A 21187-nucleotide genomic window follows, 5' to 3' on the forward strand; every position below is an offset into this window, starting at 1 on the left:
GCTCCGCCAACGAAAAACCCCGCTTCCGCGGGGTTTTTCGTTTTCAGAACACGAGGCGAACCCGTCAGGCGGCCCGATACTGATTGCGCGACTCCGGCGTGCGATACAGGAACAGCGTCGCGAGCAGACCGCAGATCGCCGCCACGCCGAGAACGAGGCCCGGCGCCGCCTTGTTGCTGGTTACGTGGATCAGCAGCGTGGCGATGGCCGGCGTGAAACCGCCGATCGTCGTCGCGAGGCTGTACGCGAGCGAGAAGCCGGCGGTACGCACTTCCACGGGCATCACTTCGGTCAGCGCAACGACCATCGCGCCGTTGTAGCAGCCGTACAGGAACGACAGCCACAGCTGCACGGCAAGCAGACGCGCGAACGACGGTTCGGCGACGAGCCATTGCAGCGCCGGATACGCGGTGAGGAGCGTCAGGATCGTGAACGCGAGCAGCACCGGACGGCGGCCGATCCGATCCGACAGCGCGCCCGAGAGCGGCAGCCAGATCAGGTTCGAGATACCGACGCAGACGGTGACGACGAGCGCGTCGATCGCCGACAGCTTCAGCACTTCCTTGCCGAAGGTCGGCGTGTACGCGGTGATCATATAGAACGACACGGTCGTCATGATGACCATGCCCATGCCGCCTAGCACTACGGGATAGTTCGCGAGCATCGACTTCAGGATTTCGCCCATGCTCGGACGATGCTTGCGCGCCGTGAACTCCTCGGTTTCCTGCAGCGAGCGGCGGATGATGAACAGGAACGGCACGATCAGACAGCCGATCAGGAACGGCACGCGCCAGCCCCACGCGAACATCTGGTCGGCGGGCAGAATCTTGTTGAGCGCCACGCCGATCAGCGCGGCGAATACCACCGCGACCTGCTGGCTGCCCGACTGCCACGAGCAATAGAAGCCCTTGTTGCCCTTCGTCGCGATCTCCGACAGATACACCGACACGCCGCCGAGCTCGGCGCCCGCCGAGAAACCTTGCAGCAGCCGGCCGAGCAGCACGAGCACGGGCGCCAGGAGCCCGATGGTCGCGTAGCCCGGTATCGTCGCGACCGTCAGCGTGCCGAGCGCCATCAGGCTCAGCGTGAGGATCAGGCCTTTGCGGCGGCCGTGATGGTCGATGTAGGCGCCCAGCACGATCGCGCCGAGCGGACGCATCAGGAAGCCCGCGCCGAATACGGACAGCGACAGCATCAGCGACGCGAAATCGCTGCCGCTCGGGAAGTAGGTCTTGGCGATCGCCGAAGCGTAGTAGCCATAGACCATGAAGTCGTACATCTCAAGAAAGTTGCCGCTGACGACGCGGAACACTGTCTTGACCTTGGATTCTTCCGTGGTGGAAGCGGCGTGGGTCGCAGTAGACATGACACTCTCGATAGGCCCGCCGCCCTGTCGGACGGATCGACGCGAACGGTGACGAGCGGGCAGTTGGAACGATCCACTGCGTTTGGCAAGCGGATGCCGCAGGCGGACACGCAGGTATAAGCGAAGCGCGCGCCCGAGGGGCGCCGCATTCTGCTGCCCACGGCGCTCATCCGATATCAGGGTAAACGCTGAGCTCGATGCGGGACCGATGCCACGTAATGTTACTGCTGATAGGGTTGCCGCGAAACGCATACAGTTTGCTTACGCGCGACACCGGCGGGCAGCGCGGTAGACTGTCCGCGCGAGGCCATTCAGTTGATTACTCCGATGCGAACCACCCCTGCTGTTTCCCTGCGCCCCGCCACGCTCGAGGACGCCGCGCTGATTGCGTCGATCCACAGCGCCAGTTGGCAGGCGACCTATCGCGGCCTGTTGCCCGACGCGTTCCTAGACGGCGAAGTCACGCGCGAACGTGCCGCCTATTGGGCAGCGCGTCTCGGCGCACCGGGCGGCGAGCGCCGCATCGTGCTGATCGCCGAGCTGGCCGGCGAGCCGACCGGCTTCGTGTGTGTCGAGCGTCAGCCCGAGTCCGCGTGGGGCGTGCTGCTCGACAATCTGCATGCGCTGCCCGGTTATCAGGGCATCGGCGTCGGCAAGACGCTGATGCACGCAGCCGTCGACTGGGCGCGCGCACAGGGCGAGGCGCAGCTGTATCTGTACGTGCTCGAGGGCAATACGGCGGCGATCGGCTTTTACGAGCGGCATGGCTGGCAGTTCGTCGGCGCGGAGCCCGATCATATGGGCGGCATGGATATCACCGCGTTGCGCTACGTGTACCGGTTGAAGCCCTGAGCACTTTGCTCGACAGTGCGTGACGCGCGCCGTCAGGTGGCGTCGCGTCGAACTATCCGCCGGCAAACAGTACCGAGTGGATGACCCACATGTCGCAGCGTCGCTTGACCGAAATCCCGGAGCAATTCGCGCGATGAGCGCTGGGTGAGCGAGTCCGAGAAAAAGAAAACGCACTGCCACAGAACGTGGCAGTGCGTCAGTTGGAGGGGTTCGCCCCGTCGGGCTCCCGAAAGCAGCTAAAGCGCCGGGTCGATACACAGCCACGACGGCGGACTCAACCTCCACCGCGCACACCGCGCCAACGCAAACCCGCCATGCTTAAAACCGCGTCTCCCGCGCGACCCGCAGGAACGTATCGAGCAGCGGCGTGCAATCGAGCAGTTCCGGCCCACCCGCGCGATGAAACTCCGGGTGCCACTGCACGCCCATCACGAACGGTGCGCGCCGGTAGCGCACGGCCTCGATGATGCCATCCGACGCCGACACCGCCTCGATGTTCAGATCGCGGCCCAGCGTCTTGACCGCCTGATGGTGGATCGAATTGACGATCCCGTCGCGCCGCCCGGGGAACATGTTCAGTAACGTCGAGCCATCCGGAAAGTGCACGCCGTGCCGGTGCTGATCGTACTCCTCGTTGACGTGCGCGTTTGCGGTCGGCACTTCGGTCGCGATGTCCTGATATAGCGTGCCGCCGAACGCGACGTTGATCAGCTGGCAGCCGCGGCACACGCCGAGCACCGGCTTGCCCGATTCGACGAACTCGTGCAGCAGCTCGAGCTCGTACATGTCGCGCACGCGGTCACCGGGCCATTCGTGGCTGCTCGCCGTTTCCGCATACGTCTGCGGCGACACGTCGGCGCCGCCTTGCAGCAGCAGGCCATCGAGATGCTTGGCATAGTCGCGCAGACGGATGTTGCTCGGGTGCAGCATGCCCTGATGACCGACGGTCGGGATCATGAACACCAGCACGTCGCGCGACATCACCCAGTGCGCGACCGACTCCTCCAGATACTGCAGCGTCTTGCCGCGCAAGCCCTTCGCGCCCGGTTCCGGGTGGAAGATGCGCGCCGACACGCCGATGCGCAGCGTGCGCTGCGTGATCCGCTGCCCGGCGCGATCGAACAGCTGCCGCGCGCGCGCCGCGATGATGCGGCCGAACACGCTCCATGCCGAATCGCTCTGCTTCAGATAGCGCGGCGGCGACGGCGGAAGTGCGTTGGGTGGCGGCGGGTTGGTGGCGCTGAAATCGGGTGCCGCGCCGAAACCGGGCGGCGGCGAGCCGGGCGCACGCGCCGCGGGCGCGGCGGCTTCCTCGGTGGTGATTTCGGCGTCGGTGGCGATGTCCGTGGCGCTGATGTCGCCCGCGCGCGGCTCGCGAGCCGCCGCCATCGGCTTCACGACAGGATCGGATTTCACCGTAGTGGCGCCCCCGGTGTACGTACCGGCGCGCCGCGCTTCGCGCTCGTGCACCGCGGCTTCCTGCCGCGCGGTCGATTCCGCGGCGGCGCTGCGTGCCTCGACCGCGTCGCGCAACCGCGCCGCTCGCGGATCTTCGGGAGTAACCGACGACGCGCTGATCGGATCGTCGGTGGACGACCTCACGGTCGCCTCCCCGGCGGCCGGGCTCGTGTCTTTGGCGGCCGACTGGGTGGCATCTTCATGCGACGGCGCAAGCGCCGCGGCCGGTGTGACCGGCGCGCCGCCCGGCGCGGGCGAGGCCGGCTGCGGACTGCCGGTCGTGCCGGCGTTTTCAGGTGGTTTGTTTTCGCTCATGACTGTCGGACGGGCGCCTTTCACGGGAACGAATGAATATGCCCTGATTATCCGCCAGCGCAGCAGGCCCGGCAAACCCGCACACAATTACTCACATTGTTGCGAAGCGCTGCACCAATCGCTATGAGTCAAGGGTCTGGCCGCTCTTCGAAAGTTTCCCGCAAGGCGATCTGCATCGACGCGTGAATCTTCACGCACCAGCGCCACACGAGCGCGAGCAGCAGCGCCGCGCACACGAGCACCGCGACGAGCAGGCCCGTCGGCGGCAGGATGCTGCCCGACAGCGCCGCCACCAGCAGAAACACGCCGATCATCGACACGATCGGCACGAGGTCGGCGATCGCGTGACGCAGCGCGCTCGTGAAGCGCCCGGCGGTGGTCGACTGCACGCTGACCTCGGCGAGCAGCAGCGCGAGCGACTTGGTCTTGCGATACACGGCCACGAGGAACGGCAGCGACACGACGAGCGCGACGCTCCACTGCACGACGCGTTGCAGCGGCTCTTCGTCGAGCCAGTGCGCGAGCAGCCGGCCACTGTGCGGCGCGCTATATGACACGGCCAGGAAAATCGCCGCGACGAGCGCGAGATTCACCGCGATCTGCAAGACGATGCGCCGCGTCATGCCGATCAGCGTCGGCTCGCCGCGCGCCGTGGTCAAACTGCGCAGCCATTGCCCGTACATGCCGAACACGTTGGACATCGTGGCGGGCACCGCATGCGCGATGCGGCGCGTCAGCGGATCGGCGACGCGGATCAGATACGGCGTCGTCAGCGTGGTCAGTGCCGACACGGCGACCGCGATCGGGTACAGAAAGCCGCTCGTCACCTTCAACGTCAAACCGAGCGTCGCGATGATGAACGAGAACTCGCCGATCTGCGACACGGTCATGCCGACGCGCATCGAGGTGCGCGCGTCCTGTCCCGACAGAAACGTGCCCAGCCCGCACGACACAAGCTTGCCGACGATCACCGCCAGCGTGATTACCGCAATCGGCCATCCGTAGTCGAGCATCACGGCCGGGTTCAGCATCAGTCCGATGGTGACGAAGAAGATCGCGGAAAACGCGTCGCGCAGCGGTGCGATCAGATGCTCGATCCGATGCAGATGGCGCGACTCGGCCATGATCGCGCCGATCAGGAAGGCGCCGAGCGCGATGCTGTAATCGAGCTTGACGACCAGCAGACAGAAACCGAAGCAGAAGCCGAGCACGGACACGAGCAGCATCTCGTCGCTGCCGGTGCGCGCGACGTAGTTCAGCGCGCGCGGCACGAGCAGCACGCCGACCAGCAGCGACACCGTCATGAACAGCAGCAGCTTGCCGAGCGTGACGGCCGCGAGCCCGGCCGACAACTGCCCGGTCTGCGCGATGCCGGTCAAGAGCACCAGCATCGCGATGCCGAGAATGTCCTCGACGATCAGAATGCCGAACACCAGCTGAGCGAAGCTTTCGCGCTTGAGTCCGAGGTCGGACAGCGCCTTCACGATGATCGTCGTCGACGAGATCGCGAGGATCGCGCCGAGGAACAGCGAGTCCATCGGGCTCCAGCCGAACGCGCTGCCGATCTCGTAGCCGATCCACAGCATCAGCACGATTTCGGACAGCGCCGCGACGATCGCCGTCGCGCCGACCTTGAACAGCTTGCGCAGGCTGAATTCGAGACCCAGTGAAAACATCAGGAACACGACGCCCAGCTCGCCGAGCGTCTGGATCGTCTGTTCGTCGTGGATCAGCTGGAACGGCGGCGTGTACGGTCCGATAATCACGCCGGCCGCGATATAGCCGAGCACCACCGGCTGCTTCAGGCGATGGAACAGCACGGTGACGACGCCAGCCAGCGCCATCACGACGGCCAGATCCTGGATGAAGCCGATGCCATGGTGCATGAGCGCATTCCTTACAAACAGTAATCTCAGAAAGCGCAGTGTAACAAACGAACCGGCCATGTTTCTGGCGAATTCGTGCGCGGCAGCGCACCATCGGTCTCAGGCCGCTCGGCCGCAAAACCTTGCTCTACAATGCGGACGGACCTTTCCCGTTGGCTCGACACTGCCCCGTTCATACGCCCCAACGGCGCTCAACCGGATTTCTACCGACATCATGGCCACTGAATTCGCCCCCTTCCCGCCGCTTGCCCAGCTTGCCGCCGATCTCGCCGCCGGCCGCACCACGAGCCGCGCGCTCGTCGAAACCGCGCTCGGCCGGATCGCCGATCCGGCCGGCCAGGGCGCCGCCGTCTTCATGCACGTCGACGCCGGCGCCGCGCGCGCCGCTGCCGACGCGCACGACCGCCTGCGCGCGGCCGGCACGGTGCTGTCGCCGCTCGCCGGGATTCCAGTGTCGGTCAAGGATCTGTTCGACATCGAAGGCCAGCCGACCCGCGCGGGCTCCATCGCGCTCGCCGACGCGCCCGCCGCGAAGGCCGATGCGGTCGCGGTCGCGCGTCTTAAGCGGGCCGGCGCCGTGATCGTCGGGCGGACCAACATGAGCGAGTTCGCGTTTTCCGGGCTCGGCCTGAATCCGCACTACGGCCATCCGCTGTCGCCGTACCGGCGCAGCGTGACGGGCGACGAGCGGATTTCGGGCGGCTCGTCGTCGGGCGCGGCGGCCTCGGTCGCCGACGGCATGGCCGCGGTCGCGCTCGGCACCGACACCGGCGGCTCGATCCGCATTCCGGCCGCGCTGTGCGGGCTGACCGGCTTCAAGCCGACCGCCGCGCGCATTCCGAAGCAGGGCGGCGTGCCGTTGTCGTCGACGCTCGATTCGTTCGGGCCGATCGGCGTGTCGGTCGCGTGCTGCGCGCTGGTCGACCGGATGCTCGCCGGGCTCGAGCCGCGCATCCCGGTCGCGCGGCCGCTCGAGGGCGTGCGCCTCGGCGTGCTGACCAACTTCGTGACCGACGGCGTCGAGCCCGAAGTCGCGCGCGCGATCGATACCGCGCTCAAGCATCTGGAGGCGGCCGGCGCGATCGTCAGCGAGGTGCGCTTCGCGCCGCTCGACCGCCTGCCGCAGATCAACCGCTTCGGCTTTTCGCCGATCGAGGCGTATGCGTGGCATCGTCCGCTGCTCGACAAGCATCGCGAGCAATACGATCCGCGCGTGCTCGTGCGCATCATGAAGGGGCAGCCGGCCAGCGCGGTCGACTATCTGGACCTGCTCGCCGAGCGCGAAGCCATGCTCGATGAAGCCGCACGCACGCTGTGGCAGCGGTTCGACGCGGTCGTCGCGCCGACGGTGCCGGTCGTGCCGCCGCGTCTCGCTGACCTGGTCGACGACGACGACGCGTTCGGCCGCACTAACGCGCTGATCCTGCGTAATCCGAGCGCGTTCAACTTCCTCGATAGCTGCGCGCTGTCGTTGCCGTGCCATCTGCGCGGCGACGCGCCGGTCGGCCTGATGCTCGCAGGCGCGCCGTACGCCGACGACGCGTTGCTCTCAATCGGCCGAGGGGCCGAGGCGGTGCTGAACGCGATCCGGTAAAGCGTGGCGCGGGCAGTAGCCCGGCGGGAAACGGCAACGGCAGCGGCAGCGGCACCGCCACCGGCCGCGCCAATCGTCAGGCCATAAACGGCACGGCGGGGGTTCGCGCTAGAATCGCGGGCACCCGCCCTTTCGTCTCCAGACCAATCGAAGATCCATGAATAACGACTCCGCGATGCTGCGCCGTGAGCGCACCCTGCTGGTTCTGCTCGGCCTGATCTGCCTCGCCCTCGTGGGCGGTGCGTTGTACCTGCAATTCGGCCTGCGCGAAGACCCGTGCCCGCTGTGCATCATCCAGCGCTATTTCTTCCTGCTGATCGCGATCTTCGCGTTCCTCGGCGCGCGCTTCAAGAACTGGCGCGGCGTGCGCCTGCTCGAATTGATGGCGGCGCTGTCGGCGCTCGCGGGCATCGCCACCGCGGCGCGGCATGTGTACATCCAGGCGAATCCCGGCTTCAGTTGCGGCTTCGACGCGCTGCAACCGGTGGTCGACAGCCTGCCGCCCGCGCACTGGCTGCCGAGCGTGTTCAAGGTCGCGGGCCTCTGCGAGACCGCGTATCCGCCGATTCTCGGGCTGACGCTGCCGATGTGGTCGGGCGTCGCGTTCATCGTCGCGTTCGTCGCGCTGGTGCTGAGCCTGGTGCGCAATCGCCGTCGGATTTCCTGACGGCGGCGAAACCTGGTCGAGCGAGCCTCGAACGCCGTTCGAAACGCCGAACTCGCCGCCAGTGCGCTTGCCGATCCGCATGGCCAAAGACGCCGGACTTCGTGTTGCCCATGCCGGGCCAGCGAAGCCGGCGTTTTCTCTGCGCGACGCTCTGCGCCCGCACGTCATTCCCGTCGTTTCCCGCCACGCGCACGCAACTTCTCGCCGCCGCGCGACTCGTACCAGGATCATGACCGCCGCCGCATGAGCTTCATGCGACGCGGGAAATATTTTCGGGCCGGGGTAGTGCTATCTTCGGGTATGGATGGCGATCTACGTGCGCGAGGCCGGCTTTTGCGACCCCATGCGTAACGCGCGCCCGGTCCGCACTGTCTTCCGACTCGCCATGACAACGCAAACCATCCGCTTCTACCACCAGGGGTCCGTCCGCGAGGTCGCGGACGTCCCGGCGACGCGCACCGTGCTGCAGCACCTGCGCGAGGACCTGCGCTGCACCGGCACCAAGGAAGGCTGCGCGGAAGGCGACTGCGGCGCCTGCACGGTCGTGATCGGCGAACTCGACGCGCACGGCACCCTCGCCCTGAAGGCGGTCAACGCCTGCATCCAGTTCCTGCCGACGCTCGACGGCCGCGCCCTCTTCACCGTCGAAGACCTGCGCGCGGCAAACGGCGCGCTGCATCCGGTACAGCAGGCGCTGGTCGACTGTCACGGTTCGCAATGCGGCTTCTGCACGCCCGGCTTCGTGATGTCGATGTGGGCCCTCTACGAGAATCAGCCCGCCGGCGCCGGCCTGCCGACCCGCGACGAAATCGACGCCGCGCTGTCGGGCAACCTGTGCCGCTGCACCGGCTACCGGCCGATCATCGATGCCGCGCAGAAGATGTTCGACTACGCGCAGCATCCGCGTGTCGCGCTCGACCGCGCCGCGATCACGGCCACGCTGCGCACGCTGCAACGCGAAGACACGTTCGAATACAGCGCGCCCGACACCCGCGGCGCCGCGTTCGGCTCACCGACTTTCCACGCCCCGCTCACGCTCGACGCGTTCGCGACGCTGCGCGCGCAGCATCCGGACGCGCGCATCGTCGCGGGCAGCACCGACGTCGGCTTGTGGGTCACCAAGCAGTTCCGCGATCTCGGCGACCTGCTGTACATCGGCAACGTCGCCGAGTTGAAGACGATCGCGCGCGACGCGCAAACGCTGACCATTGGCGCGGCGGTCACGCTCGAAGACGCGTACGCGGCGCTCACGGCCGACTACCCCGAGCTCGCCGAACTGTGGACGCGCTTCGCATCGCTGCCGATCCGCAATGCGGGCACGCTCGGCGGCAACGTCGCGAACGGCTCGCCAATCGGCGATTCGATGCCGGCCCTGCTCGCGCTCGGCGCCGAGGTCGAGCTGCGCCGCGATCGCACGACCCGCACGCTGCCGCTCGACGCGTTCTACCTCGGCTATCAGAAGACCGCGCTCGTGCCCGGCGAATTCGTCAGCGCGCTGCGGGTGCCGCGCCCGGTCGGCGCGCTGCGGTTTCGCACCTACAAGGTCGCGAAGCGTTACGACCAGGACATCTCGGCGGTGTGCGCGGCGTTCGCGCTACACGTCGCGGCAGACGGCACGATCCGCGCGGCGCGCGTCGCGTTCGGCGGCATGGCCGCCACCCCGAAGCGCGCAGCGCATGCCGAAACCGTGCTCAACGACGCACCGTGGACCGAAGAGACCGCCCGTCGCGCGATGGACGCGCTCGCCGCCGATTACCAGCCGCTCACCGACATGCGCGCGTCGAGCGCGTATCGGCTGAAGGTCGCGCGCAATCTGCTGTGGCGCTTCTACCTCGAAACGCGCGACGACGCGCCGCTCGCGCTCTGCGACGTCAATGCGTTCGCGTTCGAAGCGGGCGCAGCCGTCGCGAAGGAGTCGCCGTGATGAACCGGACCGATGCCTTTATCGAACGCGCGGCCGAGCGTGCCGAGCAACGCGACGCGGCGCCGCACGATGCCGCCGGCGGCGCGGCGATCGGCGTGCCGCTGCCGCACGAATCCGCCGCGCTTCACGTGAGCGGCGAAGCGACCTACACCGACGACATCGCCGAGCTGCACGGCACGCTGCACGCGGCGCTCGGTCTGTCCCGCCATGCGCATGCGCGCATCGTGTCGATGGATCTCGACGCGGTCAGAAACGCGCCGGGCGTGCTCGCGGTGCTGAGCGCCGACGATATCCCCGGTGAAAACAATTGCGGCCCGGTGCTGCACGACGATCCGATCCTCGCCGACGGCGAAGTGCTGTACCTCGGCCAGCCGGTCTTCGCGGTGATCGCCGAAAGTCACGAGCTCGCACGCCGCGCGGCCGCGCTCGCGAAAAGCGACGACGTGATCCGCTACGAGCCGCTCGACGCGATCCTCACCGCCACCGAAGCAAAAGCCGCGAAACAGTTCGTGCTGCCGCCGCTGCATCTGCGGCGCGGCGACCCGGACGCGAAGATCGCCGCTGCGCCGCACCGGCTCGCCGGCAGGTTCGAGGTCGGCGGCCAGGAGCAGTTCTATCTCGAAGGCCAGATCGCTTACGCGGTGCCGAAGGAGATGGACGGCATGCTCGTCTACAGTTCGACGCAGCATCCGAGCGAGATGCAGCAGGTCGTCGCGCATATGCTCGACTGGCCCGCGCATAGCGTCGTGTGTGAATGCCGGCGCATGGGCGGCGGCTTCGGCGGCAAGGAATCGCAGTCGGCGCTATTCGCGTGCGTGGCCGCGCTCGCCGCGCAGTCCTTGCGTCGGCCGGTCAAGCTGCGCGCCGATCGCGACGACGACTTCCTGATCACCGGCAAGCGCCACGACGCGGTCTACGAGTACGAAGCGGGCTTCGACGACGAGGGGCGCCTGCTTGGCGTGCGAGTCGAAATCGCATTGCGCGCCGGCTATTCGGCCGATCTGTCCGGCGCGGTCGCGACGCGCGCGGTGTGCCACTTCGACAACGCGTATTACCTGTCCGACGTCGATATTGTCGCGCTGTGCTGTAAGACGAATACCCAGTCGAACACCGCCTTTCGCGGCTTCGGCGGACCGCAGGGCGCGCTCGTGATGGAAGTGTTGCTCGACGACATCGCTCGCGAGCTGCGGCTCGATCCGCTCGACGTGCGGCTCGCGAATTACTACGGTATCGGCGAACGCGATACGACGCCGTACGGACAGCGCGTCGAAGACAACATCATCGCGCCGCTTACCGACACGCTGCTCGATTCGAGCGACTACCGCGCGCGTCGCGCGGCGCTTGCCGAATTCAATGCGAAAAGTCCCGTGCTCAAACGCGGCCTCGCGTTTTCGCCGGTCAAGTTCGGCATCTCGTTCAACGTGCCGTTCCTGAATCAGGCCGGCGCGCTCGTGCACGTGTACAAGGACGGCTCCGTGCTCGTCAATCACGGCGGCACCGAGATGGGCCAGGGACTCAACACGAAAGTCGCGCAGGTGGTGGCGAATCAGTTCGGCTTGCCGTTATCGCGCGTGCGGGTGAGCGCGACCGACACCTCGAAAATCGCCAACACGTCGGCAACCGCGGCCTCGACCGGCAGTGACCTGAACGGCATGGCGGCCGAAGCCGCCGCGCAGACGATCCGCGCACGGCTCGCCGAACTCGCGGCGCGCCAGCTCGGTGGCGACGCCAACGACGTGGAATTCGCGCGCGGCAGCGTATCGGTAAACGGCGGCGCGCTGCCGTTCGAACAGCTCGTCAACGCCGCGTATCTGGCGCGCGTGCAGCTGTGGTCGGACGGCTTCTACGCGACACCGAAGGTGCATTGGGATGCGAAGACGCTGACCGGTCATCCGTTCTATTACTTCGCGTATGGCGCGGCGGTGTCGGAGGTCGTCGTCGATACGCTGACCGGCGAATGGAAGCTCGTGCGCGCGGATGTGTTGCACGACGCGGGCCAATCGATCAATCCGGCGATCGATCTCGGCCAGATCGAAGGCGGCTTCATTCAGGGCATGGGCTGGCTCACCACCGAAGAGCTGTGGTGGAACCGCGACGGCCGCCTGATGACGCACGCGCCGTCAACCTACAAGATTCCCGCGGTCAGCGATACGCCGGCCGCGTTCCACGTGCGGCTCTACGACAACAGCAATGCCGAGCCCACCGTGTTCCGCTCGAAGGCCGTCGGCGAGCCGCCGTTATTGCTGCCGTTCTCGGTGTTTCTGGCGATTCGCGACGCGATCGCGGCCGCGCTGCCGGGCGCGCAACATGCTCCGCCATTGCGCGCGCCGGCGACACCCGAGGCGATACTCGACGCGCTGGACGCGCTGAATGCCGCGAATGCGTTGCACGACGCCGGGCCGTCCGAACCCGCAGCGCACCCCGAACCCGCCGCGCCGACAGCTGACGCAGCCCCCCACGGAGAATCGCCGGATGCAAGCCTGGCTCACTGACCTGCAACATCTGCTCGCGCATGGCGACGCCGCCGTGCTGGTGACGGTCGCGCGCGTCGAAGGTTCGGCGCCGCGCGAAGCCGGCACGAAGATGATCGTCACGCGCGAGGCGGCCAAACATACGATCGGCGGCGGCCACCTCGAGTGGAAGGCGATCGAGACCGCGCGCCAGGTGCTGCGCGACGGCATGCGCGCGCCGCACATGCGCCGGCTCGAACGCTTCGCGTTGGGGCCGAGCCTCGGCCAGTGCTGCGGCGGCGCCGTGATTCTCGCGTTCGAACGGCTCGACGTCGGCGATCTCGGCTGGCTCGCCTCGCTCGCCAAGCGTCTGGCGGCGGGTCAATCGACGGTGCGTAGCGTATCATTCGGCCCCGCGCCGGATGCGGTGATGCTGTCCGAGCCCGAGCCCGGCATCGACGGCGCCGACTGCCTGCTGTGGGACGGCGCAGGTTTCGACGACAGCAGCGCGCTGCTGACCGAAACGATCGCGCCGGGCGAATTCTCCGTCGTGCTGTTCGGCGCCGGTCACGTCGGCGCGGCGCTCGTGCGCGTGCTCGCGACACTGCCCTGCACGGTGCGCTGGGTCGACGAGCGCGACGCGCAGTTTCCCGCGCTCGATGCGCTGCACGCGCCGAACGTGACGATCGACGCGAACGACGCCCCCGACGAAGCGATCGACCAGGCCGCGCCGGACACGTACTTCGTCGTGATGACGCACAACCACGCGCGCGATCTCGAACTGGCCGAGCGCATCCTGCGGCGAGGCGACTTCGCGTTCTTCGGCATGATCGGCTCGCACACCAAGCGCAAGCAGTTCGAGCATCGGCTCGCGGCGCGCGGCATCGATCCGGCGCGGATCGCGCGGATGAAGTGTCCGCTCGGCGTCGACGGCATCGTCGATAAATCGCCCGAGGTCATCGCGATCTCGGCGGCCGCGCAGGTGCTGCAGGCCGTCGAGGCGAACGCGGGTGCGCACCACGCGACCCAGGCGGTTTGATACGCGAGCCGGCGCGCCCGTTACTCCAATACACAATTCCAAACCACCATGAATACGACAACCGCTACCCCCGTTCCCCTCGTTACGCTCGCCGACAAAGCCGCGCGCGCGCCGAAGGCCGAGCTGCATATCCACATCGAAGGCTCGCTCGAACCCGAGCTGATTTTCGCGCTCGCGCAACGCAACGGCGTGAAGCTCGCCTACGACTCGGTGGAAGCGTTGCGCGCCGCCTATGCGTTCACCGATCTGCAATCGTTCCTCGACATCTACTACGCGGGCGCGAGCGTGCTGCTGCACGAGCAGGACTTCTACGACATGACGATGGCCTACGTCGAGCGCTGTCTCGCCGACAACGTCGTGCATAGCGAAATCTTCTTCGACCCGCAGACGCACACCGAGCGCGGCGTGCGGATCGCGACGGTGGTGGCCGGCATCGAACGCGCGCTTGCCGACGCGGAGAAGCGCGGCATGTCGAGCAAGCTGATCCTGTGTTTCCTGCGTCATCTGTCCGAGGACGATGCGCTCGCCACCTTCGACGAAGCGCTGCCCCTCTTCGAGCAGTACAGGCATCGGCTGATCGGCGTGGGGCTCGATTCGTCGGAGCGCGGCCATCCGCCGTCGAAGTTCGAGCGCGTGTTCGCGAAGGCGCGCGCTCTTGGATTGAAGCTGGTCGCGCATGCGGGCGAGGAAGGCCCGCCGTCCTACATCTACGAAGCGCTCGACGTGCTGAAGGTCGACCGTGTCGATCACGGCGTGCGCAGCATCGAGGACCCGGCGCTCGTCACGCGTCTCGCCGACACGCGCGTCGCGCTGACCGTGTGCCCGCTGTCGAACCTGAAGCTGTGCGTATTCGACGACCTGACCAAACACACGCTGAAGGACCTGCTCGATCGCGGCGTCGCGGTGACCGTCAACTCCGACGATCCGGCCTATTTCGGCGGCTACGTGAACGCCAACTACCTGGCGACGATCGATGCGCTGAAGCTCGACGACGCCGAGGTCTACACGATCATCCGCAACGGTTTCGAGGCGTCGTTCGTGACGCCCGAGGAACGCGCGATGCTGATCGGCAAGCTCGACGCGCACTGGCGGCAGTAAGCCACGCGCCACTGGATTTCAACTGACCGGCCTCGACGGGTGTCGGCGGCCAGCGGCTTCGCCTCGTTCGGGAAACGGCAACGCCCCGGACCGAGGCGCGCTTGCCGCTGCCTTCGCCGCCCGGCTTTCAACATTCGGAGACAGCTTTTCCATGACTGAATCGGCTCATACCGCGCCAGTGGCGCAAACGGCAAAAGCGGCGCAAACGGCATTCCGCGCACAACTGCTGACCTTCAACGGCGATCCGGCGCATGCGCCGAACGCCGCGGTGTACTACGAGGACGGTCTGCTGATCGTCGAAGACGGCCGCGTCGTCGCGGCGGACTCCTATGCGGCGATCGCGTCGCGGCTCGCGCCCGGCACGCAGGTCATGGACCGGCGCGACAAGCTGATCGTGCCGGGCTTCATCGATACGCACATCCACTACCCGCAGACCGACATGATCGCGTCGCCGGCGCCGGGATTGCTGCCGTGGCTCGACACTTACACGTTTCCGACCGAGCGCCGCTTCGCCGACCTCGCGCACGCGCGCGACACCGCGAGCTTCTTCGTCGACGAACTGCTCGCCTGCGGCACGACGACCGCGCTCGTGTACTGCACGGTGCACAAGGAATCCGCCGATGCTCTCTTCGCCGAGAGTGAAGCGCGCAATCTGCGCATGGTCGCGGGCAAGGTGCTGATGGACCGCCACTGCCCCGAGTTCCTGCGCGACACCGCGCAATCGGGCTATGACGACAGCGCCGAATTGATCGGCCGCTGGCACAATCGCGGCCGCCAGATGTACGCGCTGACGCCGCGCTTCGCGCCGACCTCGACCGAAGCGCAACTCGAAGCATGCGGCGCGCTCGCGCAACTGCATCCGGACCTGTTCATCCAGAGCCACGTCGCGGAGAACACCGACGAAGTGAAATGGGTTGCGGATCTGTTCCCCGGCCACCGCAGCTATCTCGACATCTACGATCACTACGGCTTGCTGCGCCGTCGCGCGGTGTACGGCCATTGCATCTACCTCGACGACGAGGACCGCAAGCGCATGGCGCAAACCGGCGCGCTCGCGTCGCACTGCCCGACGTCGAACCTGTTCCTCGGCAGCGGCCTGTTCGACTTCGAGAAAGCCGACTCGGCCGGCATGCCGATCGCGCTCGCGACCGACGTCGGCGGCGGCACGTCGTTCTCGATGCTGCAGACGATGAACGAAGCGCACAAGGTCGCGCGTCTCGGCGGTCATCATCTGACAGCGACGCGGATGTTCTATCTCGCGACCGCCGGAGCGGCCGAAGCGCTCGATCTCGCCGACAAGGTCGGCACGCTGAGGGACGGCTCGGAAGCGGACTTCGTCGTGCTCGATCCGCAGGCGACGCCGCTGCTCGCGCGCCGCACCGCGCGGCGCGAATCGCTCGAAGAGCTGCTGTTCGCGTTCGCGCTGCTCGGCGACGATCGTGCGGTGTATGAGACGTATGCGGCCGGCAAGCGCGTGCATCGCCGCGACGACGCGCGCCAGCACGTGCCGGGGCGCGCGAAGATCGCGGCTTGACGCCGGGCTTGAAGTTGCGTTGACACGGGCTCGGGGCGAGGCGCGTGTCAGCCCGGCTTGCACACCTCGTGCAATGCATTCAGGCGCCGCACCGGGTCCGCGACATACGGATTCGACTCGTCCCACGCATAACCGGCGAGCACCGCGCAGATCATGCGACGGATCGTCGGCGACTGCTCCGGGTAGTAGATGATGTCCTGCAGCTCGCCCGTGTACCAGCGCTCGACGAACGCGCGGAACGTGTCGATGCCTTTGCGCAATGGCACGTCGTAGTCGGCTGACCAGTCGACCGTCGCGCCGTCGAGCTGCCGATTCAGCGCGCGCGCCGCCAGATGCGCGGAGCGCAGCGCGATCGTCACGCCCGACGAAAACACCGGATCGAGAAACTCGCCCGCGTTGCCGAGCAACGCATAGCCCGGCCCGTGCAGACTCGCGACGTTCGCCGCGTAGCCGCCGATCTGCCGCACCGGCATCAGGAACGGCGCCTGCCCGATCAACCGGTTCAGCGTCGGCTCCTGCTGGATCAGCGCGCGCAGCGTCGCCTCGCGCTGCGCTTGCGGCACGTCGAGAAAGCTCGCCTCGGCGACGCATCCCACTGAAGAACGGCCGCCCGCGAGCGGAATCATCCAGAACCACACGTCGCGACGCTCGGGATGCGTCGCGATGCAAATCTTGTTGCGATCGATGTCGTCGAGCGCGAGACCGTCGCGCACGTGCGTGAACAGTGCGGCGCGCGTCGGCATGCGCGTCGGCGCTTCCAGGTTCAGCAGGCGCGGCAGCACACGACCGAAGCCGCTCGCATCGAGCACGAAACGCGCCTCGACCCGATACGCGTGCCCCGCTTCATCGGCGACGTCGAGCACCGGCGCCGCGCCGGTTTGCACCGCGCTCACCGTGTGGCCGAAACGCACGTCGGCGCCCTGCGCGGCCGCGCAACGAATCAGCACGTCGTCGAACAGCGCGCGCTCGACCTGGTACGTGGTGCCCCAGCCCGGCGAATACTTGTCGCGGAAGTCGAACGACGAGCTCTGGTCGCGATACACGAAATACGCACCGTTCTTGTACTGGAAACCCGCCTCGACGACGGCCTGCAGCATGCCGGCCACTTCGAGGTAGGCCATGCTTTGCGGCAACAGGCTCTCGCCGATCGAAAAGCGCGGAAAGTGCTGACGCTCCAGCACCAGCACCGAGCGGCCCGCCTGGCGCAATAGCGCGGCGGCCACCGCGCCGGCAGGACCCGCGCCGATGATCGCGACGTCGACCGCGGTCGGCTTTGAAGTATCGCTATTCAAGTCACTCCTCCAACGTTTTGCATGCGTGGCAGCGCGGTATGAGGGCCACGCCACGCTTCGAACATCAGGCTTGCGCAACTGCCGCCGAACCCGAATGAAACCGACATTGCCGTGTCGATGCGCGCGTCGCGCGCGGTGCGCACGAGCGGCATGTCCCGCACTTGCGGCTCCGGCGTATCGATTAGCGCCGTCCCCGCGATAAAGCCGTCGCGCATCATCAGCAGCGTATAGATCGCTTCGTGCGCGCCGCACGCGCCGAGCGAATGCCCGGTCATGCCCTTGGTCGACGAGAACGCGGGCACCCCTTGCGCCGATGCACCGAACACGTCGCGCAACGCGTGCAGCTCTTCGAGATCGCCGAGCGGCGTCGACGGCGCATGCGTGTTCACGTAGTCGGGACCGCGGCCCGTTTGCTCCAGCGCGCCGCGCATCGCGCGCGCGATGCCGGCCGCACGCGGCGCGACCATGCCCGCGCGATCCGTGCAATCGCCGAAGCCGCACAGCTCCGCGTAGATGCGCGCACCGCGCGCGAGCGCATGATCGAGCGCTTCGAGCACCAGCACGCCGCCGCCCGACGCGATCACGAAGCCGTCGCGCTGCGTGTCGTACGGACGCGACGCGCTTAACGGCGTGTCGTTGAAGCGGCGCGACAACGCACCCATCGCGTCGAACATCAGCGTGGTGTTGTCGTGCAGCGCTTCGCTGCCGCCCGCTAGCACGATCTGTTGACGGCCGGTCTGGATCAGCTGCATCGCCTGACCGATCGCCAGCGCCGACGTCGTGCATGCCGACGACGGCGAATAGCTGACGCCTTCGAGCCCGAACATCTGCGCGACGTTCGCCGACGCGGTGCTGCTCATCGCGTGCGGCACCGTGTACGGCGGCACTTTTTCGACACCGCGCGTTTGCGCGATCGCGAGCGCCGCGTCGTAACTCGCTAACGCGCCGACGCCCGAGCCGATCACGACGCCCGCGCGCGGCGACTGCAATGCGTCCGAGGTAAGCCCCGCATCGTCGATCGCGCGTTGCGCCGCATGGCAAGCGAAGCGCGCGGTATCGCCCATGAAGCGTTCGAGCTTGCGCTCGAACGGCGCCTCGTGCGCGACCGACGCGACGCCGGCCACCTGCGATGCAAACCCGCGCTCGCGCCACGCGTCGACACGCTCGATGCGCGAGCGCCCTGCTCGCAACGCAGCCGAGACTTCGTCGAGCGTATTGCCGAGACACGACACGATGCCCATGCCGGTCACCACCACGCGGTGCAGGCCGGCGCTCATCGAACGCGCCGGAATATCAGCGACGTGTTGATGCCGCCGAACGCGAAGTTGTTGCTCATCACGTACTCGGCGTCGATGTCGCGCGCGCCGCCGACGATGTAATCGAGCGCCGCGCAGGCCGGATCGACGTGGTCGAGATTCAGCGTCGGCACGTACCAGTTGCGCTTCATCATCTCGATCGTCCACCACGCCTCGAGCGCGCCGCACGCGCCGAGCGTATGGCCGACATAGCTCTTCAGCGAGCTGATCGGCACGCGCGCGCCGAAGGTCTGCGCGGTCGCATGGCTTTCGGCGATATCGCCGCGATCGGTCGACGTGCCGTGCGCGTTCACGTAGGCAATCGCTTCGGGCGGCAATTGCGCGTCGCGCAGCGCGAGCCGCATCGCGAGCGCCATCGTGTCGGCGGTCGGTTGGGTCATGTGCGCGCCATCCGAGTTGCAGCCGAAGCCGACCACCTCCGCGTGGATCCGCGCGCCGCGCGCCACGGCGTGCTCGTACTCTTCCAGCACCAGTGTCGCCGCGCCCTCGCCGACCACGAGGCCGTCGCGCGCGGCATCGAACGGACGCGGCGTCAGATGCGGCTCGTCGTTGCGCGTGCTGGTCGCGTACAGCGTGTCGAACACGGCGACCGCCGGGCCCGACAATTCTTCCGCGCCGCCCGCGAGCATCAGCGTCTGCTTGCCGGACTGGATCGCCTCGTACGCATAGCCGATCGCCTGGCTGCCCGACGCGCACGCGCACGAGGTCGGGATGATGCGGCCTTTCAGATCCCAGAACAGGCTCACGTTGACGGCGGTCGTGTGCGGCATCATCTGCACGTAGCTGTTCGACGTGACGTTGCTCATCGAACCGGTCTCGAGCATCGTGCCGAACGCGCGGATCGGCTGCACCGAGCCCGACGACGAACCATACGCGACGCCCATGCGGCCATCGGCGATGCTGGGGTCGTCCGCGAGCCCCGCATCGGCGAGCGCGAGTTCGCTCGCGCGCACCGCATACAGCGACACCGGACCCATCGAGCGCACCTTTTTGCGCGGGTAATGCGCGGGAGTCTCGAACGCGGGTAACGGACACGCGAGCCGCGTATGCAGCGATTCGAAGTAGTCCCACTCGGGCATGCGCCGCACCGCGTTCTCGCCGCGGTTCAGGCGCGCCTGAACCGCGTCCCAGCTGTCGCCGAACGCGCTCACGCCGCCCATGCCGGTGATGACGACGCGCTTCATCAGACCATCCCGCCGTTCACGCCGATCACCTGGCGGGTCACGTACGACGCGCCGTCCGACATCAGAAAGCTCACCACCGACGCGACCTCCGCCGGCTGTCCGACGCGATTCATCGGCACGGTCTTCAGCGCGTGGTCGAGCGTCACCTGTTCGAGCATGCCGGTTTCGATCAGCCCCGGCGCGACGCAATTGACGGTGATATTGCGCGACGCGAGCTCGACCGCGAGCGCCTTGGTCGCGCCGATGAGTCCCGCCTTCGCCGCGCTGTAGTTGACCTGGCCGCGATTGCCCATCACGCCAGACACCGAGGCGATCGTAACGATGCGCCCGCCCTGGCGCGCGCGCACCATCGGCATCGTGAGCGGATGCACGACGTTGTAGAACGCGTCGAGGCCGGTTTCGATCACGACGTCCCAGTCTTCTTCGGTGAGCGCCGGAAACGCCGCATCGCGCGTGACACCCGCGCTGCACACGATGCCGTAGTACGGACCGTGCGCGGCGACGTCGGCTTCGAGGGCCTCGCGGCACACCGCGCGCTCGCGCACGTCGAATTGCAGCACGCGCGCCGTGCCGCCCTGCGCGGCGATGCCCGTCGCGACCGCGTCGGCTTCGCCGCGTCCCGTGCGGCAATGCACGGTCACGGCGAAACCGTCGGCGGCCAACTTGTACGCAATCGCGCGGCCGATGCCGCGGCTTGCGCCGGTAACGAGAACTCGCCGGCTCATGAACTGACACTCCCTTCGATGAATGACTGGAAATCGGGCGGTTGAAACACCTTGATCACGGCTTCGGCGCAACGCGTGTCGCCGTCGTCGATCGTGCATTCGTAGGCGCTGTGGCCTGACTCGCTGCGCAGCAGTTCGCTCACGTCGACGCGCAAACGCGCGCCGCTCGGGAACACCGGCTGCATCGCCTGATAGCTGCGCGAGCCGAGCAGCACACCGGGACGCGCGTGGCCGCCGCCGCGCATCGCGACCAGCGCGATGTGCGCGGCGATCGCCTGCGCCATCAGCTCGATGCCGATCCACGCGGGCATCGCGCCGGCGGCGTCGGCATACCAGGCGTGCGGGTCGACGTTGGCGAAGGCGCTCAGCGTGGTGTCGGCGAAGGTGTCGATCGCGTCGAGCAGCAGCATGCTGCCGCGATGCGGGATGATCGCGTCGATCGGCTGACGCACGAGTTGCTCGACAGTGGGTAGCGAGGTCGTCATGC

16 protein-coding genes are annotated in these 21187 nt (G+C 67.4%); 8 read left to right on the forward strand and 8 right to left on the reverse strand.

What is annotated here, in order from left to right:
• Window positions 1-64: 64 nt before the first annotated feature.
• Window positions 65-1366 (reverse strand): MFS transporter, encoded by a 1302-nt coding sequence (locus tag L0U84_RS15065; protein ID WP_233850871.1) that lies wholly within the window; start codon window positions 1364-1366, stop codon window positions 65-67.
• Between the two features lie 327 nt (window positions 1367-1693).
• On the opposite strand from L0U84_RS15065, the gene L0U84_RS15070 reads away from it, so the two are divergent.
• Window positions 1694-2218: a GNAT family N-acetyltransferase gene (locus L0U84_RS15070; RefSeq protein WP_233850873.1), complete on the forward strand. Its 525-nt coding sequence runs from the start codon at window positions 1694-1696 to the stop codon at window positions 2216-2218.
• Between the two features lie 318 nt (window positions 2219-2536).
• Here L0U84_RS15070 and L0U84_RS15075 read toward each other — a convergent pair whose 3' ends face one another.
• Both L0U84_RS15075 and L0U84_RS15080 read right to left on the reverse strand, forming a co-directional pair.
• Window positions 2537-3991, reverse strand: a complete 1455-nt coding sequence (locus L0U84_RS15075; protein WP_233850875.1) for a type 1 glutamine amidotransferase — start codon at window positions 3989-3991, stop codon at window positions 2537-2539.
• Window positions 3992-4119: 128 nt separating this feature from the next.
• Complete coding sequence (locus tag L0U84_RS15080) at window positions 4120-5877, reverse strand: cation:proton antiporter (RefSeq protein WP_233850877.1); 1758 nt, start codon at window positions 5875-5877, stop codon at window positions 4120-4122.
• A 214-nt stretch (window positions 5878-6091) separates the two neighbouring features.
• On the opposite strand from L0U84_RS15080, the gene L0U84_RS15085 reads away from it, so the two are divergent.
• From L0U84_RS15085 to guaD, 7 genes are all read left to right on the forward strand, one after another.
• Window positions 6092-7471 (forward strand): amidase, encoded by a 1380-nt coding sequence (locus L0U84_RS15085; protein WP_233850879.1) that lies wholly within the window; start codon window positions 6092-6094, stop codon window positions 7469-7471.
• A 157-nt stretch (window positions 7472-7628) separates the two neighbouring features.
• Complete coding sequence (locus L0U84_RS15090; RefSeq protein ID WP_233850881.1) at window positions 7629-8138, forward strand: disulfide bond formation protein B; 510 nt, start codon at window positions 7629-7631, stop codon at window positions 8136-8138.
• Window positions 8139-8523: 385 nt separating this feature from the next.
• On the forward strand, window positions 8524-10062 hold the full coding sequence (gene xdhA, locus L0U84_RS15095) for a xanthine dehydrogenase small subunit (RefSeq protein ID WP_233850883.1): 1539 nt from the start codon (window positions 8524-8526) through the stop codon (window positions 10060-10062).
• Window positions 10062-12554 carry a xanthine dehydrogenase molybdopterin binding subunit gene (gene xdhB, locus L0U84_RS15100; protein ID WP_233850884.1) on the forward strand — a complete coding sequence of 831 codons (2493 nt, stop codon included), beginning with the start codon at window positions 10062-10064 and terminating at the stop codon, window positions 12552-12554. The genes xdhA and xdhB overlap by 1 nt, the downstream gene beginning before the upstream one ends.
• Entirely contained in the window at window positions 12535-13551 is a 1017-nt protein-coding gene (gene xdhC / locus L0U84_RS15105; RefSeq protein WP_233850885.1) for a xanthine dehydrogenase accessory protein XdhC, read from the forward strand. Before xdhB ends, xdhC begins: the two co-directional genes overlap by 20 nt.
• Window positions 13552-13599: 48 nt before the next feature.
• A complete protein-coding gene (locus tag L0U84_RS15110) occupies window positions 13600-14649 on the forward strand; it encodes an adenosine deaminase (protein WP_233850886.1) in 1050 nt (349 codons plus the stop codon).
• 151 nt (window positions 14650-14800) lie between these two features.
• Window positions 14801-16183 (forward strand): guanine deaminase, encoded by a 1383-nt coding sequence (gene guaD, locus L0U84_RS15115; RefSeq protein ID WP_233850887.1) that lies wholly within the window; start codon window positions 14801-14803, stop codon window positions 16181-16183.
• Window positions 16184-16230: 47 nt separating this feature from the next.
• Here guaD and L0U84_RS15120 read toward each other — a convergent pair whose 3' ends face one another.
• From L0U84_RS15120 to L0U84_RS15140, 5 genes are read right to left on the reverse strand one after another with little or no spacing between them, the layout of a single operon-like run.
• Entirely contained in the window at window positions 16231-17475 is a 1245-nt protein-coding gene (locus tag L0U84_RS15120) for an NAD(P)/FAD-dependent oxidoreductase (protein ID WP_233850888.1), read from the reverse strand.
• Complete coding sequence (locus L0U84_RS15125; RefSeq protein WP_233850889.1) at window positions 17472-18752, reverse strand: beta-ketoacyl synthase N-terminal-like domain-containing protein; 1281 nt, start codon at window positions 18750-18752, stop codon at window positions 17472-17474. Before L0U84_RS15125 ends, L0U84_RS15120 begins: the two co-directional genes overlap by 4 nt.
• Window positions 18749-19975 carry a beta-ketoacyl-ACP synthase gene (locus tag L0U84_RS15130; RefSeq protein WP_233850890.1) on the reverse strand — a complete coding sequence of 409 codons (1227 nt, stop codon included), beginning with the start codon at window positions 19973-19975 and terminating at the stop codon, window positions 18749-18751. Before L0U84_RS15130 ends, L0U84_RS15125 begins: the two co-directional genes overlap by 4 nt.
• Entirely contained in the window at window positions 19975-20700 is a 726-nt protein-coding gene (locus tag L0U84_RS15135) for a 3-ketoacyl-ACP reductase FabG2 (protein WP_233850891.1), read from the reverse strand. Before L0U84_RS15135 ends, L0U84_RS15130 begins: the two co-directional genes overlap by 1 nt.
• Window positions 20697-21185 (reverse strand): hotdog family protein, encoded by a 489-nt coding sequence (locus L0U84_RS15140; RefSeq protein ID WP_233850892.1) that lies wholly within the window; start codon window positions 21183-21185, stop codon window positions 20697-20699. Before L0U84_RS15140 ends, L0U84_RS15135 begins: the two co-directional genes overlap by 4 nt.
• Window positions 21186-21187 lie beyond the last annotated feature (2 nt).

Origin of the sequence: Paraburkholderia sp. HD33-4 (assembly GCF_021390635.1) — a bacterium.
GTDB lineage: Bacteria > Pseudomonadota > Gammaproteobacteria > Burkholderiales > Burkholderiaceae > Paraburkholderia.

Coding starts and splice junctions, on each gene's coding strand:
- L0U84_RS15065 (WP_233850871.1), bottom strand. CDS start 1,366: ATGTCTACTGCGACCCACGCCGCTTCCACCACGGAAGAATCCAAGGTC.
- L0U84_RS15070 (WP_233850873.1), top strand. CDS start 1,694: ATGCGAACCACCCCTGCTGTTTCCCTGCGCCCCGCCACGCTCGAGGAC.
- L0U84_RS15075 (WP_233850875.1), bottom strand. CDS start 3,991: ATGAGCGAAAACAAACCACCTGAAAACGCCGGCACGACCGGCAGTCCG.
- L0U84_RS15080 (WP_233850877.1), bottom strand. CDS start 5,877: ATGCACCATGGCATCGGCTTCATCCAGGATCTGGCCGTCGTGATGGCG.
- L0U84_RS15085 (WP_233850879.1), top strand. CDS start 6,092: ATGGCCACTGAATTCGCCCCCTTCCCGCCGCTTGCCCAGCTTGCCGCC.
- L0U84_RS15090 (WP_233850881.1), top strand. CDS start 7,629: ATGAATAACGACTCCGCGATGCTGCGCCGTGAGCGCACCCTGCTGGTT.
- xdhA (WP_233850883.1), top strand. CDS start 8,524: ATGACAACGCAAACCATCCGCTTCTACCACCAGGGGTCCGTCCGCGAG.
- xdhB (WP_233850884.1), top strand. CDS start 10,062: ATGAACCGGACCGATGCCTTTATCGAACGCGCGGCCGAGCGTGCCGAG.
- xdhC (WP_233850885.1), top strand. CDS start 12,535: ATGCAAGCCTGGCTCACTGACCTGCAACATCTGCTCGCGCATGGCGAC.
- L0U84_RS15110 (WP_233850886.1), top strand. CDS start 13,600: ATGAATACGACAACCGCTACCCCCGTTCCCCTCGTTACGCTCGCCGAC.
- guaD (WP_233850887.1), top strand. CDS start 14,801: ATGACTGAATCGGCTCATACCGCGCCAGTGGCGCAAACGGCAAAAGCG.
- L0U84_RS15125 (WP_233850889.1), bottom strand. CDS start 18,752: ATGAGCGCCGGCCTGCACCGCGTGGTGGTGACCGGCATGGGCATCGTG.
- L0U84_RS15130 (WP_233850890.1), bottom strand. CDS start 19,975: ATGAAGCGCGTCGTCATCACCGGCATGGGCGGCGTGAGCGCGTTCGGC.
- L0U84_RS15135 (WP_233850891.1), bottom strand. CDS start 20,700: ATGAGCCGGCGAGTTCTCGTTACCGGCGCAAGCCGCGGCATCGGCCGC.
- L0U84_RS15140 (WP_233850892.1), bottom strand. CDS start 21,185: ATGACGACCTCGCTACCCACTGTCGAGCAACTCGTGCGTCAGCCGATC.